Annotated in this window: 10 protein-coding genes; 1 reads left to right on the forward strand and 9 read right to left on the reverse strand. The window is 52.9% G+C overall.

The window, feature by feature from the left end:
• Positions 1–52: 52 nt before the first annotated feature.
• From MO867_RS23930 to MO867_RS05500, 3 genes are all read right to left on the reverse strand, one after another.
• Entirely contained in the window at positions 53–313 is a 261-nt protein-coding gene (locus MO867_RS23930) for a zinc-ribbon domain containing protein (protein WP_373565869.1), read from the reverse strand.
• A 264-nt stretch (positions 314–577) separates the two neighbouring features.
• Positions 578–3,469, reverse strand: coding sequence for an aminomethyl-transferring glycine dehydrogenase (gcvP, locus tag MO867_RS05495; RefSeq protein ID WP_252465237.1), 2,892 nt, complete (start codon positions 3,467–3,469; stop codon positions 578–580).
• 652 nt (positions 3,470–4,121) lie between these two features.
• Positions 4,122–5,090 carry an alpha/beta hydrolase family protein gene (locus MO867_RS05500; RefSeq protein WP_252465238.1) on the reverse strand — a complete coding sequence of 323 codons (969 nt, stop codon included), beginning with the start codon at positions 5,088–5,090 and terminating at the stop codon, positions 4,122–4,124.
• Between the two features lie 204 nt (positions 5,091–5,294).
• Between MO867_RS05500 and MO867_RS05505 the strand changes: the two genes are divergently transcribed.
• Positions 5,295–5,915, forward strand: a complete 621-nt coding sequence (locus tag MO867_RS05505) for a TetR/AcrR family transcriptional regulator (RefSeq protein WP_252465239.1) — start codon at positions 5,295–5,297, stop codon at positions 5,913–5,915.
• A 125-nt stretch (positions 5,916–6,040) separates the two neighbouring features.
• Here MO867_RS05505 and MO867_RS05510 read toward each other — a convergent pair whose 3' ends face one another.
• The 6 genes from MO867_RS05510 to argS all read right to left on the reverse strand — a co-directional run bounded on the left by MO867_RS05510 (position 6,041) and on the right by argS (position 14,582).
• Positions 6,041–7,519, reverse strand: a complete 1,479-nt coding sequence (locus tag MO867_RS05510; RefSeq protein ID WP_252465240.1) for a nucleoside hydrolase — start codon at positions 7,517–7,519, stop codon at positions 6,041–6,043.
• 181 nt (positions 7,520–7,700) lie between these two features.
• Entirely contained in the window at positions 7,701–8,588 is an 888-nt protein-coding gene (locus MO867_RS05515) for a dTDP-4-dehydrorhamnose reductase family protein (protein WP_252465241.1), read from the reverse strand.
• A gap of 171 nt (positions 8,589–8,759) precedes the next feature.
• Positions 8,760–9,464, reverse strand: coding sequence for a DUF1266 domain-containing protein (locus MO867_RS05520; RefSeq protein ID WP_252465242.1), 705 nt, complete (start codon positions 9,462–9,464; stop codon positions 8,760–8,762).
• A complete protein-coding gene (locus MO867_RS05525) occupies positions 9,436–11,388 on the reverse strand; it encodes a J domain-containing protein (RefSeq protein ID WP_252465243.1) in 1,953 nt (650 codons plus the stop codon). Before MO867_RS05525 ends, MO867_RS05520 begins: the two co-directional genes overlap by 29 nt.
• A 766-nt stretch (positions 11,389–12,154) precedes the next feature.
• Positions 12,155–12,361: a hypothetical protein gene (locus MO867_RS05530; RefSeq protein WP_252465244.1), complete on the reverse strand. Its 207-nt coding sequence runs from the start codon at positions 12,359–12,361 to the stop codon at positions 12,155–12,157.
• A 484-nt stretch (positions 12,362–12,845) separates the two neighbouring features.
• Entirely contained in the window at positions 12,846–14,582 is a 1,737-nt protein-coding gene (argS, locus tag MO867_RS05535; protein WP_252465245.1) for an arginine--tRNA ligase, read from the reverse strand.
• Between the last annotated feature and the right edge of the window lie 104 nt (positions 14,583–14,686).

The raw sequence follows: 14,686 nt of genomic DNA on the forward strand, positions 1-14,686 counted from the left end.
CGACTACCAATAATCCACTAGCAAGAGCGGTTACACAGAATTATTTACACCCTCAGAGTGCCTCACTGGGATGTGATTCTTTCTTCGTTAGTTCGATCATATGAGCTTTTTGTTCTGCCCTGGCTTTGTTTCTCAATGTCCTGCAAGGCCAGCAACGAACGGCTGAAGTCTCGAAATCTCCTTTGGCGATTTCATACCACCATCTTTGTTGCTTGGCGGCCCACACTTTATCTGAGCCACAATCCTTACATTTGAAGTCCGGACCCAAATGGTGGAGGGGAACATCAACATATAGAGAATGGTGTACCACCACCTCCCTATCTACCGGGTAGCCCAGGTAGGTATGGGAGCACTGAACTGATTATTAACCTTTCCCTGTTTTAATTGCTTCAGTCTTTTGGTCGGGCTTGTTTGATTTCGGCTCGTCTTTACTTGCCACTTTTCACCGGGTGTCCCTGACCGTCAAGTACAGGAGAAATAATGCTTTACCGGAAATGCTGTATCCAATTTACGCCTTTGAAAGCAAAAAAGCGGGCATAAAGCCCGCTTTTAAGTTACCTGGTGAGAACCCTGGATCTTACTCGGCGTAACTCTCAATCGGTGGGCAGGAGCAGATCAGGTTGCGGTCGCCGTATACGTTGTCGATACGGTTGGAAGCCGGCCATACCTTGTGCTCTTTCAGCCACGCTGCCGGGCGGGCAGCGATATCGCGGGAGTAGCAGTGGGTCCAGTCGTCGTTCATCACGTCCTCAAGAGTGTGAGGGGCGTTGTGCAGTGGGTTGTCTTCCGGGCTGTACTTACCGCTGGTAACGTCTTCTACTTCCTGGCGAATTGTGGCCATAGCCTCGATAAAACGATCCAGCTCACCTTTAGATTCACTTTCGGTAGGCTCGATCATCAGGGTGCCGGCTACCGGGAAGGACATGGTGGGGGAGTGGAAACCGAAGTCCATCAGGCGCTTGGCGATATCTTCCTCGGTGATGCCACTGGCTTCCTTGAGCGGGCGCAGGTCTACCAGGCACTCGTGGGCCACAAAACCATTGGTGCCGGTGTAGAGCAGGGAGTAGTGCTCGCCCAGCTTCTTGGCCACATAGTTGGCGTTCAGGATCGCCATCTGGGTAGCCTGCTTCATGCCTTGCTTACCCATCATACGGATATACATCCAGCTGATCGGCAGGATGCTGGCAGAGCCCCAGGGTGCGGCGGAGATGGTGCCGTTCTCCAAATTGGTTTCCGGTACTTCAGTCACCGGGTGGCCGGCCAGGTAAGGCTTCAGATGTTCGCCAACAGCGATCGGACCCATGCCGGGGCCACCGCCACCGTGGGGGATGCAGAAGGTTTTGTGCAGGTTTAAGTGGGAGACATCACCTCCGAACTGGCCGGGAGCCGCTACACCGATCAGGGCGTTCATGTTGGCGCCGTCGATATATACTTGGCCGCCAGCCTGGTGTACCAGATCGCACACTTCGCGGATACCTTCCTCGAATACACCGTGGGTGGAGGGGTAGGTCACCATCAGTGCAGCAACGCGGTCGCCGTGCTCTTCGATTTTGGCCTTCAGGTCTGCGATATCCACATTGCCTTTGTCATCACAGGCAACCACAACCACTTTCATGCTCACCATCATGGCGGAAGCCGGGTTGGTGCCGTGGGCGGAGGCGGGGATCAGGCAGATATCGCGCTGGGTTTCGCCCTTCGCTTCAAAGTACTTCTTGATCGCAACCAGACCGGCGTATTCGCCCTGAGAACCGGCGTTAGGCTGCAGGCTAACGGCGTCGTAACCGGTACAGGCGGACAGCATCTGCTGCAACTGGCGGAACATTTCCGCGTAACCTTCGGCTTGGTCAACTGGTGCGAAGGGATGCAGTTTGCCGAATTCGGGCCAGGTGACCGGGATCATCTCGGCGGTGGCATTCAGCTTCATGGTGCAGGAACCCAGGGGAATCATAGAGTGATTCAGGGCGATGTCCTTGGCTTCCAGAGACTTGAGGTAGCGCAGCATCTCGGTCTCGGAGTGGTAGCTGTTGAACACCGGGTGGGTCATAAACTCGGTATCGCGCACCAGGGAGGCGGGCACACCCAGGGAGCCTTTGCTGGCGATTTCACTGTCCAAGATGTGCAGGTCGATGCTGTGCTCGGTGCCGATAAAGGCATTAATCAGATCGGACACATCTTGCAGGCTAGCGGTTTCACTCAGGCTTACACCCAGGGCGTCTTCACCCACTTTACGCAGGTTGATCTCGGCGGCCAGGGCGCGCTGGTAGATTTCTTCCTGCTTACTGCCAACGGTGACGGTCAGGGTATCGAACCAGCTGTCGTGGGCCAGATTAAAGCCTTCGCGCTGCAGGGCGGAAGCGAGGATATCGGCCAGGCGCTGGATGCGGGCGGCGATGGTTTTCAGGCCTTCTGGGCCGTGGTAAATCCCATAGAAAGCGCTCATTACCGCCAGCAGAACCTGGGAAGTACAGATATTGGAGTTGGCTTTCTCGCGGCGAATATGTTGTTCGCGGGTCTGCATGGCCATGCGCAGGGCGCGCTTGCCTTTGCTGTCTACGGAAACGCCGATAATACGACCCGGTGCGGAGCGCTTGTAAGCTTCGCGGAAGGCGAAGAAACCAGCGTGGGGACCACCGTAACCCATGGGGATACCGAAGCGTTGGTTACAACCGACGACTACGTCCGCACCCATATCTCCCGGTGCTCTCAAGGCTACGAGGCTCATCAGGTCGGCTGCCACGGTTACCAGGGCGTTGGCTTCGTGGACCTTGGCGATAATATCGGTCAGATCGCGTACGCGGCCGGTGCTGCCAGGGTATTGCAGCAGTGCGCCGAACAGCTCGGCGGGGATATCTTTTCCCACATCGCCCACAACCACTTCGAAGCCGAAGTGTTCAGCGCGGGTCTTAACCACGGCAACGGTTTGCGGGTGGCAGTCTTTATCCACAAAGTAGGTATTGGACTTGTTGCGCTTGGCCTGGCGCTTACACATGGCCATGGCTTCTGCAGCGGCGGTGCCTTCGTCCAGCATGGAGGCGTTGGCCAGTTCCATGCCGGTGAGGTCCATAATCATCTGCTGGAAGTTCAGCAGGCCTTCCAGGCGACCCTGGGCGATTTCCGGCTGGTAGGGGGTATAGGCGGTGTACCAACCCGGGTTCTCCAGCACGTTGCGCAGGATCACATTGGGGGTGATGGTGTCGTAGTAGCCCATACCAATAAAGGTACGGTAGATCTTGTTACGCGTCGCAATATCTTTCAGCTCTGCGAGGGCCTCAACTTCGTTGATCGCATCGGCCAGGTCCAACTCATCCGTCTTGCGAATGGCTTCGGGCACAGTTTTCTCGATCAGCTCGTCGAGGCTGGCAACTCCGAGGGTTTCCAGCATGGCCTCTACCTGTTTGGCGTCGGGACCAATATGGCGATGAATAAAGGCGTCGTGTTGTTCCAACTGCTGCAGCGATGGTTGGGTCATAAACTTCGTTCCTGTAGTCGCAGGGAGTCGTCGCGGTGCGCTCGCGGTTAAAAATAGCACCTGGCCTCTATACCGCCTTTCCTATGGAAAGCCTCGGGCCTCCGCGTTGCGGATAGGCGAGGATAACGCTTGGGAAATCGGTTTGCTGGCAGCCCCAGTGTCGCAATACGGAATCAAAGGGGAAGCCGGGCCATAGCGGCAGGCGCGCATCTTAGCAATCGGCGCGAGTAGGGGCAATCTGCGGGATTTGAGCGAGGAAACTGCTAAATTTGGGGTCAAAAAGTAGGTTTAATCCTGTGAAATGGGGGCTAGGGAGATTTTGTTCTACATAGGGTTGAGAGGGCTTTGCGGCACGTTCCAGCCCTGGGCCAGGGATATCTTAATAGGGAGGGGGCAGGGGATTGTGGATAACTCCAGTGAGGCCAAATTATCCCCCCTATAGCGTAGTTTGTCGCTGAAAAAATCTATTGCTCGTGGATAGAATTACCTAGTGGCAAAGCTGGTTGCGAATATTTCTGATTCGGCGGTTCATTGAAGCTGCCATAAAAGCGCAGTCGGAGTTTCGCCTCTTTTGCCAGAAAAAGTTCAATTGAAAGCGCGAATATCCGCAATGCGGATCTTCCGGTATCTACAGGCAACAGTTCCTTTCCGGTTACTTTTGCTCTACACAACCCAAGTGCCCGGCATGCTCTGTCAGAGCTTCACACGCTTTGCTCCATGCGGAATTACCTTCGTTCAAAGCAGAGTTGAGGTAGGCCCATGTCATACGCTGGGTAACAACCAGGCGATCCGGGTCTTCATCATCCGTTTCTTTAGCATCGTAACCTGCGATACCCCCCAGGCCATGCTTTGCTCCAAAAAGGGTTAACAAGCTGTCGCTACCGGGGCTGAAATGGTAGGGATCAGCATGCCAGTCTGCACCGCGTACGGTTAAGTGGGGGTTTACATCCTGATCTCCATATACCACAAGCGTACGTGTTTTCAGGTGTGAGTAATCAGGACTCAATGCGGAGTAGTGTTCCCGGGCGAACTCGCTCAGGTCATTACCGCCATTCCCCGGTGCTGCCAGCAAGATACCGGCCTTGATACGCGGTTCATAGGCATTGACCTTGTTTGCTTCGGTATCCTTCGGGTCATTTAGTCTGGCACCGAGCAGCATGCCGACTGTCTGGGCTCCGGCAGAGTGCCCTATGGCGGAAATTTTATCGTGGTCTAGGCGCCCAGCAATTATTGGGGGCTGAGCTTCTATCTCATTGAGGTGGTCAAGAATATGTTTCATCTCCTCAATACGCGCACGCCAAAATAGCGGAGCTCCTGGGGCATCGGGCGCAAACCCCGCAACTTTAGAGTTGGCCTGGGTGGGTTGAATAACTGCAAATCCGTGTTCCGCATAGAAATTTACCAATGGCCCATAGCCGTCTTTAGAGGGAAGGTACAACGAAGGACCGTGCCCATGACACAGCAATATAATCGGCAAACCGGTCCCTGTTACTGGGGCTGTGATTCGCATTTCCAGCGGCTGATTCCTGCCAGGCATAGGTAGGGTTACCGAGCTGATGGATACAGCGGGTTTGGGCTTATCGATTGGTATTAAGCGCGCCTTATCAATGAGATTGTTCATGGCAGGTCTCTTGTATCGTGCGGTGACGCACAGCTGTTGAGTCGAATATACTGGGGTAAATGGAACATTGTTCAGTGGTTAAGTGGATCATTGTTCCGTTTATATTCTTTAGCATATGGAGCGTTGTTCCGTTTGTCAAGCGACGCTGTGCCTGCGCTTGAGTGAGGTTCCATCCCTGCTCCAAGAGAGTTGAATGAGGTAGGTTTGTCTAAGCAAAAAGACGGAATAAAAGCTTCCAAGACTGAAAGCAAACGCCCACTGCGCGCGGATGCAGTGCGCAATGAGGATGCGCTGTTGCAAGCGGCCAAGGAAGTATTTTTAACTTCTGGTGTAAATGCACCCGTTAGGGACATTGCCGCTAAGGCGGGTGTGGGTATAGGGACCTTGTACCGCCGCTTCCCTCAGCGATCAGATTTAGTGGCCAGTGTATTCTGCCGGGAAGTGGATGCCTGCGTCGCTGAAGCCGCAACCCTGGCCGCGGAAAACGATCCGCTACAAGCCTTAACCCTTTGGCTGAAGCGCTATGTCAGTTTTCTCGCTGCCAAAAAAGGTTTAGCCGCAGCTCTTCATTCCGGTGATCCCGCCTTCGAGACACTGCCGGCCTATTTCCGAGCAAATTTTCAACCGGCTTTGGCTACACTCATGGCTTCTGCAAAGGAGTCTGGGGAAATTCAGACAGACATCGATCCCTACGATCTGTTACGGGCAATCGCCAATCTCTCCGTTACCAATAATGAAGACGATATTCAGCATACATATCGTATTTTGGATTTACTGATTAAGGGATTGCTGTTCGGCGGGAGTGTCTCTACGGCAGAGGTATGATGTGTTATTACTCTGCGGCAACACTTCTTAAAGCGGATCGGAGAATTGGAAAAGAGAAGCCTTTTAAAGTCCCGCATCAATTGCAAAACAATTAAAAGGCTTCCTTGCACTAATTACCTTTTCGTTTAATGCAGCTTAGCTCGGCACCTAGGCCCCTTCCGCGCAGAGTTAAAACGATCGCGCAGACGCTCAATCATCACAGTACGGGCGGCATCGTGGTTGATACCCATAACCACATTCACTGCTAAGCCCTCACCACTTTCAGCAAAAGTAGTTTTACCCACGGTAGGATCGAAGGTAATTGGATCGTAGGGAGTCATGCTGTCGGCCAGGCCGACGTTTAGCTGATCAACTGCGATAAATCCGGGCACCAAATCCATCTCCAGTGTTTCAGGCTCCAGCAGTACCAGTGCGGCAATAATATCCCACAGGCGAATCACCGCATCCATTGCGAAGTCGCCATTGCCCTGGAAATCTCCCCCTTCAAACTCTCTAATTGAACTGAGCAGCTGTGAGGTGTAGCAGGCTTCCGGGGTTGCGCGGCGTTGGGCGAGGGCTTCGATGGTGCTGCCCTGTACTTTGGCCATATCAGTGGAATTGGTAGGTACCAGATAGGTTTCAATTTTATTTTCACTTAGGGCGTCAAAGGCCCACTGTGCGCTCAAGGGGTCGAGCAGAATATTGAATTCCTGATGGGTACTGAAGTCGCTGTCACAGCCGAAGCTGGGGTGGGAGAAAATATTTCCACCTAAGTTGCGGGACTTATCACCGGAGCAAGCTGCTTCGTGATCCGCAGTAAATGGTTGGTAATTTTCAAAACCGCCGCCCATCATAATAACGCGATCAATTTTAGCCAGCTGTTCTTCATTTGCCTTGCCCAGTACGCGGGCCAGGGTGGTGAGTTTGCCGGTGTTGAAGACTACCGGAGACTGCTCCAGGTTATCGAGGGTTTCCAGGATAATGTCTTCGGCCATTTCAAAATTGAAGGAGACACCGTTATTGCCCTTGTAGCGATAATGGTCCTGCTTTGCACGTGGGATTAGATGGTCAGTTCCGTATAAGGTGGAGCCGTTGTCACGCCAGGGGCCGGGCACATACTGGCCGTAGAGATTGATTCCCATGGCATTGCGGCGCTCCAGGTTCCAGGTGCCGGTGGAGAAATCAGAAGAGTTGGGCAGTTGGTAGTCCTCTCTACCGAGAACAGCCTTATCGTCAATTACCGGAGGTACTGAAGCTTTGCCATTTGCGCCATAAGAGACTTCTTCAGTGGAAAAATAGGCTCCGCGAATAACCTGGGTATCGTTATTACCCAGCCACTCGAGGATGTTGTATACAGTGTTGGCCCCATGCGCCACGGTGTTGAAAGAGTCCTCAATGACAGCCAGTTCGAGAGTATAGCGTGGGTCTTTGGCGATCAGCATCAGTGCTACGGCATCGTCAAAGTTATTGAAGTCGCCAATCCAGATAATGGGTTGGGAGTTTTCAGTCTTGATGGCCTGGTGTGGTTTCTTACTCTGAGGTCCGCTTTCCGCATTGCAGGAAGCCAGTGTGGTTAGGCTGCCCAGTACCAGGGCTCCTGCAGAGAACCAGTGTTTTAATTTCATTTATCCTTCCCTAAATATTCGAGTGGTTTTACTCGGCAATCCAATAGCTCCTCCCTGATCTACTCGATTGCCACCTTGTAGCACCGTTTGTTGTATGAGTTAACGGTATTACACAGGTGTGAGCCGGAACATGGCCGGCAGCGATACTTCCCTGTAGCGCTTTGTTTGAAAGTTATTTAAATCAGTCTGCAATAAATGGCTTTAAATTTCGTAACAGCTGTTGCTCCAGGGGTTCACTACCGCTAATTCCCATATCTGTCAGTTTTGATTTATCCAGCTGGCAATTGTAAGGGCGTGGCACTGTAAAATTGGGTTCACTTTCAGCACTCAGGTGTTCGGCATTCAGGTTGCAAGCCTTGGCAATAATGTGTGCGAGCTCGTAGCGTGTGCAGGCCGTATCGCCACTCCACTGGTAAATGCCTTCAAAATTGATGCCACTACGGATTCTTAGCAGGCATTGCTCCAATACTTCGGCCACTTCCTCCACACTGGTGGGAAAACGAATTGCCCAGTGATCCAACGTGACTGGCTTTTGCTCGCGCAAAGTATCCAGTAGGGCGGTGATCCCAGATTCCTCCAGATAGGCAACGGGCCCGAATAACCAGGGCAACCTCAATACCCAGTGGTTTCCGTTATTCAGTACCGCCTCTTCCCCTGCCAATTTACTGCGGCCATAGAAGTTAACCGGGTTGGGATTGTCATCAGCTTTGTAGGGCGGAGTGCTGCCATCAAAAACATAGTCGGTGCTGATATACACTAATTGTGTATCGTTTTCGTTACAGTATTTCGCCAGAAATTCCGTGCTGCGTACATTGAGTTGCCAGGCGGTGTCGGGGCTGTCGGCGCAGCGATCAGGCCAGCGTTCGGCGGCGCAGTGAATGACAATATCGGGATTAACCTGTTGCAGGCAGGTCTTCACCGCTTCGCAATCGGACAAGTCCAGGCGAATTAAATTTTCTCCCGCGCGGGAAAAGGCGGTACCGGTAACAGAAAAAACCGGATTGCTGGAAAGCTGTTTAAATACACTGCGCCCCAACAGGCCGGAGGCGCCGGTTATTAGAATTCTCATGTGAGTTCCCCTTTTCATTGGGGCAAAGACAGAAGTATGCCATTCTTTAGAAATTAATGTCGCCGGATGGCGAGGAAGTCGGCAGGGAAAGCCTGCCGACCTATTTGCTGGAGCGGGTGTCGGATGGGAGCAGTCTATTTCTGCTGCTGCATCACTTTGCCCTCAAGTAAGTCAAGATGCACTCAGGTCTAAGTCCCATGGCAGTGAGTTCCATGGACTATGTGGACTGCCGGTTAGACCCTTGATCACTTCTGTCGACTCTTTGGCAAAATCCTCAGAGAGGGTCTTGCGCCAGTACTGGCGCCCGGCAATATAGCTCAGACCATAGCTATACCAGCTATCGAAAGATTTCTGTGCTCTCTGAGCGATATCCAGCATTTTTTCCCAGGCTTCCTCTTCACTGAGTAGTCCCAGCGAGGTGGTCCAGCGGCTGACGGTAATAAAGCGTGCAAAATCCCAGGCACCAATACCGCCAACTTGCAAGGTGTGGCGGTAGGCCTTTACCAATTTTAAGCGTATCTGCTCATCGGTATCGTGATCATGGGCTTCGATATAAGCATCAATGGCGGCTTCCGACAATCCCTCGAAGTGTTTTTGTTGTGGCATATATCCGGCGTTATGCCCTTCCGTGCGCAGCCACTCCAGCATACTCAGGCAGTCTTCGCGGGATTCAATACCCCAGTCGCGCTTCATCATATGGGCGATATTTTGCCGGGATTGGTCGGAGGTGCCCAGGTTGTGAAAAACATCGTGGCGCAGTTCGTTCATTTCACAGATCTGTCCCATAAGGCCCAGTATCCAAAGCTGGGTCTGCGACAGTGCATCGGGGTTCAAAAAATATTCTTGCTCAGGCGTTAGGTTCGTTAGCCACTTCACTGCTCATTCTCTCAATAGTTTCTTTAAAAATTGTTATTTGTGCGGGGTCGGCCTCGGCTCTTTCCAGGGCCTCGAGTGCGAGTTGGGCTCTATCTCTGTTGCCGGTCCCGAGGGCGAGCTGTATCCACTGCAGAGCGGAATCCTGCCTGGCGGTGTTATAGAGGGTGGCGTTTTCAAACGCCGTCATGGCCTCATCGGGCTGCTGCAATTTCAGGAGGCACAGGCCCAGCTTGTGCCAGTGTCTGCAGCAGGTGGGGCAGTATTCTAAAACCTGCTTTAAGTCGGCCGCCTCCGCAGCGTAGTTCTCGGTCGCCATAAATATTATGGCGCGAATGGTATAGCTGTGGTGTTCTTCGCTGTTGATGCGGATTGCGTGGTTAATATTTTCTAGGGCCTCATCTATTTTTTCTAGGCCGAATTGAGAGCCGGCCAGTAACCTCAGTACCTTGCTAGATTCCGGATTGAAATGCCGGGCCTGCAGGAGCATTTTTTCCGCCCATTTAAATTTACTGTTGGCGTGTGCCGTCTCGCCGAGCTTAACTAGAGCCTCGTAGCCATTGCCGCCACTCATAACCGCAAGGTTGAGTGAGCGATTGAAGGCATTCTCTGCCGCCTCCGGCTGATCGATCGCTTCATAGGCAAGTCCCAGTAGATAGTGAAACTCGCCATCCCGGTCGGCTTTGGAAAAAAATCCTGACTTGGTGAGAGGGAGAAGAAACTGAATCGCCTCGTGGTAGGCACCTGTCTCCAGATATCCCTCGGCTACATATCGCTGTTCGCGGGTGTCCTTTGGGTGTTTTTCCAGGTGCTCAAGGCCCTGCTGAATAATTTTTTGGTTGATTTGCACTAGCTGAATACGCGCTTCCATATCGAAGGGCACTTGCACCAGGGCCTGCTCATAGAGATGTTTGCTGGCGAATAGATCGTACCTTTGCAGGTAGCAGGCGGCGAGCCCCTTGAGTGCGAGGGGGTGCTCTTCATCGACGGCGAGGGCGGATTCATAGGCGCTGCACGCAGCGCTGAAATAGCCTTGGCGATAGTACAGGTTGGCACTGCGCAGGTGCCCATCAATATTTCCACTAAAGGTATTATTGAGCTGTTCACTGTATTGTAACGCGCGCGCGATATCGCCCTCGTTTAAGTACAGGCTGGAGAGCAAACGGTAGAGCTCGGGGTCTTGTACGTTATGCCCTTGCAGGGCGCTCAGCAGGGCGTCGCGCTCATCGTCTTCTGGGGCATCGAGCAGATAGGTCAGCAGTTCGCGCTGGCGGAGATAGGTCTCGACTGTTTCCAGATCGCTGTTTTCTGGGAAGCGAATGTCCCGGTAGGACAGCCCCCAGCGACAGACGATGACACGATTTAACACGTAGCGTAGAAAGTCTTCCTCGAAATACTGTTGCAGCCAGCTGTGATTTTCCTCCCAGGCGAACTGGTTTTCCAGGTAGCTGATAACCTCGCTGGGGATAAAAGGGTTTCGGCCAATAAACTGCAATAGCCCCAGTGCTATGTGCTGGAGGACTTCCATATCCCAGGTTTTAGACTGGTCGAAAATAGCCTGCCAATTGCCGAGCTGTATCCGAGCATTAAAGTCTTCATAGAGCTCTACGACCGCCTGTTGTAACTCGGTCACTGCCTGTTCGCAGCTAACGCGGTCACTGTCGATGATTTCCCTCTGAGTATGGGGCGCGGCTTGAGCTGTGGTATTTTCTGCGGCCGGCACCGGGCTGGGCTGCGGCGGGCTTTGCTCCTGAGTGGGATGGTAGAACTTGGCTTCTTCAAGAGCCTCCTCATAGGCGAGGCGAAGCTGTTTGAAACCCTCGGGGTCCTCATCCGGACGATGCTTTTTGAGTTTGGAGGCGTAGGCGCGCTTAATCGCCTTTTTATCCACTGTGGGGGATATGCCAATAATGTCCCAGCAGGTCATTCTATTATCTCGTGTTGGGTAGGTTTTCTACAAATATTGTTTTGCTGTCTCTGTGAAATATTCAAGCTTGCGTATTTACTGCGCTGCTTACAACCTAACTCTAGGTGGCAGCGCCGGCGCGCAGTTGCTGTGACAGGCTTGGCAGATAGCTTTTGTGTGGGGCGTTATACACACTCGCGCTAGGCGTTTGAAGTGCATTTATTGCCAAAATTCAGCAATAGTGAAATATTACTATTTGTTTTTGTTTTTGTTTTTGTTTATGGGCGATAAATTTGAATTGTCAGCGGGCAATGGCTGTCATTTTAGTGCCAATTACTGCCAGCCGCGTTTTCTGTGGGGCCGCCGCAAAGACCTACATGGCGCTCTGGTTGGGATCTTTTTGTGTGGTAAATGTCTCGCGATAATCGCGGTAATTATGTCGCGATAATTGTATGCGGTAAAAAATTCCTGTCCTTTGGCCGTATTTGCAGGTGTACGGTTATATCGCCAAAATGGCTTGGCAGCAGGCGCTGGTAAAAGTGTCAGAACTCGGCAGTGATAGGCGAAACTGGGGCCTGTTCGCGCTTGTAGAATTGGCCGGGCTCGCAGGCGGCAACTTCTGTTACATAAGAGCGGTATACAGCTGATGGACAGCGATCTTGCCAGTGCTTAAAGGCGATGGCGGCCATATTGGCTGAGGTTTCCCGATAGTCGACATCGGGGGTTAAAATGATTGTGTCAGTACTCTGGCACTAGTGGTAACGGAGGGCGGTGAAGGGTGAACGCACTAGTCGCCGCTATCGCTATCGCCGCTGTAATACGCTTCGCTGTACTCAAGCGCATCTTCATCGTCGCTCAGGCCTATACGGATTCTCTTCTTTTTCTTCTTGGTCTTTTTCTTCTTTTTGTCGAGCCCGAATAGTGCCCTGACCAGTGCGACCAGGTAAAAAGTAAAGAGTGCGATAATAATAACGACTATTAAAAGTACGAACATATAGAGTCCTTTCCTGTTTGAGTGTCAGTTCCGCTGATACTGTTGCAAGGCAGGGGTGGTAGCCGCAAGCAAGAGTTGCGCGAACACTAAAACAAATGGCTACTAGCGGCACTGGTATCGCCCTATTTGCAAAACATCACCGGAGTGATCTTTATGGGGCGCCAAAAGTGCGAAGCGCAGCACTATATTGTGGGCGGGCAGTAGCGACAAGCACTTAGTGCAGATTTATATCGGCAGAGAGAGGTGGTCGATATAAAGCGGTAAATACGTCCACTTGAGCGCTCGTTTGTGCCGAAGCCGGGGGCGATCTATACATTTACCAGACGGCATTGCCAGCGTGTATCGAGCGTTTTCCCCGAGCCCGGCGCCGCAAGGATAGATGCTTTTGTTCGCAGGGCCTGACCGTGGATTGCTCGGGCGCGGCAGGAAAAGGCATGCAGAGACGGCAGAGGGCGGTGGCCACCCCACCCTCTGCGCACGCAGCTTACATTTGCTCCATTACCTCAATACCGAGCAGATCGAGGCCGGCGGTCAGTGTGCGCGCGACCAGGTTGCACAGCTGTAGGCGGCTGTGTTTCTGCGTTTCGCTGATGCCTTCTTTTAGCACCGGACAGGCTTCGTAGAAACGCATATAAGCACTGGCCAGCTCGTACAGGTAGGTGCAGAGCACATGTGGGAAGGTGTCTTTGGCTACCTGATCCAGGACTTCGCCAAATTGGCTTAATTTAATTGCCAGAGCGCGTTCCTGAGGGCTTTCCAGTTGGATATCGCCCTTCAGCTCGCCGGGCTCGATACCGGCTTTACGGAAAATACTGCGTACACGGGTGTAGGCATACTGTAGGTAGGGGGCGGTGTTGCCTTCGAAGCTGAGCATGGATTCCCAGTTAAAGATGTAATCATTGGTGCGGGTTTTGCTCAGGTCGGCATATTTCACCGCGCCGATGCCCACCTTGCGAGCGATCTCCGTACAGGTTGCTACGTCCAGCTCGGGGTTTTTCTCGGCGACCAGTTTTTCCGCTCGCTCTACCGCTTCGTCGAGCAGGGCGGCCAGTTTGACAGTACCTCCGCTACGGGTTTTAAACGGTTTGCCGTCGTCGCCCATCATGGTGCCGAAGGCGCAGTGCTCAAGGGAAACCGCCTCTGGCAAAAAGCCGGCTTTGCGCGAGGCGACAAAGGCCTGTTGCAGGTGCAGAGATTGGCGCGCATCTACCACGTAGAGAATACGGTCGGCCTCAAGCTGGTTGGCACGGTAGCGGATGGCGGCCAGGTCGGTGGTGGCATACAGATAACCCCCGCCTTTTTTCTGAATGATCATTGGGCTGGGGTTGCCCTCTTTGTCCGCCATTTCTTGCAGGAAGACGACGATAGCGCCCTGGTCTTCTATTGCGATGCCGTTATCCAGCAGTTCTTTGACCAGCACCGGTAAGTCGTTGTTGTACTGGCTCTCAGCGTAGACATCTTCCTGCTTGAGGGTAACGTTCAGCTTGGAATAAATATCTTCACAGTGGCTGATGGAGATTTCGATAAACTGTTTCCACAATTTCAGGCACTGCTCGTCGCCGCCCTGCAATTTTACTACGTAGTCTCGGGCGCGGTCGGCAAAGTCTTTCTCATCGTCAAAGCGTACCTTGGCTTCGCGATAGAAAACTTCCAGATCTGCCAGGGCAACTTGGGCATCGCTATCGGCCAGTTTGTCGGATAGATGTGCCAGCAACATGCCGAACTGGGTACCCCAGTCACCCATATGGTTCTGACGCACAACATGATGGCCCTGGAACTCCAGCAGGCGTGCCAGAGCATCGCCAATAATCGTGGTACGCAAATGGCCCACGTGCATTTCTTTGGCCAGGTTGGGGTGGGAGTAGTCGATCACTACGGTCTTTGGATCTTTTGCTGAGGCGATATTCAGGCGGGGGTCTTGTTGTGCTGCTAACAGTTGCTGCCCCAGCCACGGCTCGCTCAGGTGGATATTCAGAAAGCCCGGCCCGGCGATCTCGACCTTCTCGATCATGTCGCCCTTGTCCAGCTGCTTCAGAATCTTACTGGCTAGCTCGCGGGGATTGGTGCCCATACGCTTGGCGGCACCCATGGCACCGTTGGCCTGGTAGTCGCCAAATCCGGCTTTTTTCGCAGGTGCTACGACGGGGCCACATGCTTCGGGGATACCGGCGGCGAGCATGGCGGCCTGGAATTTGTCGGAGAGGAGTTGGCGAATATTCATAGAGTGAAGTGCTGTCTTAAATTCGTGGAAACGCAGAATTTTAATGGGCGGGGGCGTCTTTGCAACCAGCGTTTGCAGTGCGTGTTGATTTGCGGTGGCTTAAA

Origin of the sequence: Microbulbifer okhotskensis (assembly GCF_023895975.1) — a bacterium.
Lineage (GTDB): Bacteria > Pseudomonadota > Gammaproteobacteria > Pseudomonadales > Cellvibrionaceae > Microbulbifer > Microbulbifer okhotskensis.

Bases quoted from the DNA above. Each gene is read 5' to 3' on its own strand.
- MO867_RS05515 (WP_252465241.1), bottom strand. From the start codon at position 8,588: ATGAGAATTCTAATAACCGGCGCCTCCGGCCTGTTGGGGCGCAGTGTA.
- argS (WP_252465245.1), bottom strand. From the start codon at position 14,582: ATGAATATTCGCCAACTCCTCTCCGACAAATTCCAGGCCGCCATGCTC.
- gcvP (WP_252465237.1), bottom strand. From the start codon at position 3,469: ATGACCCAACCATCGCTGCAGCAGTTGGAACAACACGACGCCTTTATT.
- MO867_RS05500 (WP_252465238.1), bottom strand. From the start codon at position 5,090: ATGAACAATCTCATTGATAAGGCGCGCTTAATACCAATCGATAAGCCC.
- MO867_RS05530 (WP_252465244.1), bottom strand. From the start codon at position 12,361: ATGTTCGTACTTTTAATAGTCGTTATTATTATCGCACTCTTTACTTTT.
- MO867_RS05525 (WP_252465243.1), bottom strand. From the start codon at position 11,388: ATGACCTGCTGGGACATTATTGGCATATCCCCCACAGTGGATAAAAAG.
- MO867_RS05510 (WP_252465240.1), bottom strand. From the start codon at position 7,519: ATGAAATTAAAACACTGGTTCTCTGCAGGAGCCCTGGTACTGGGCAGC.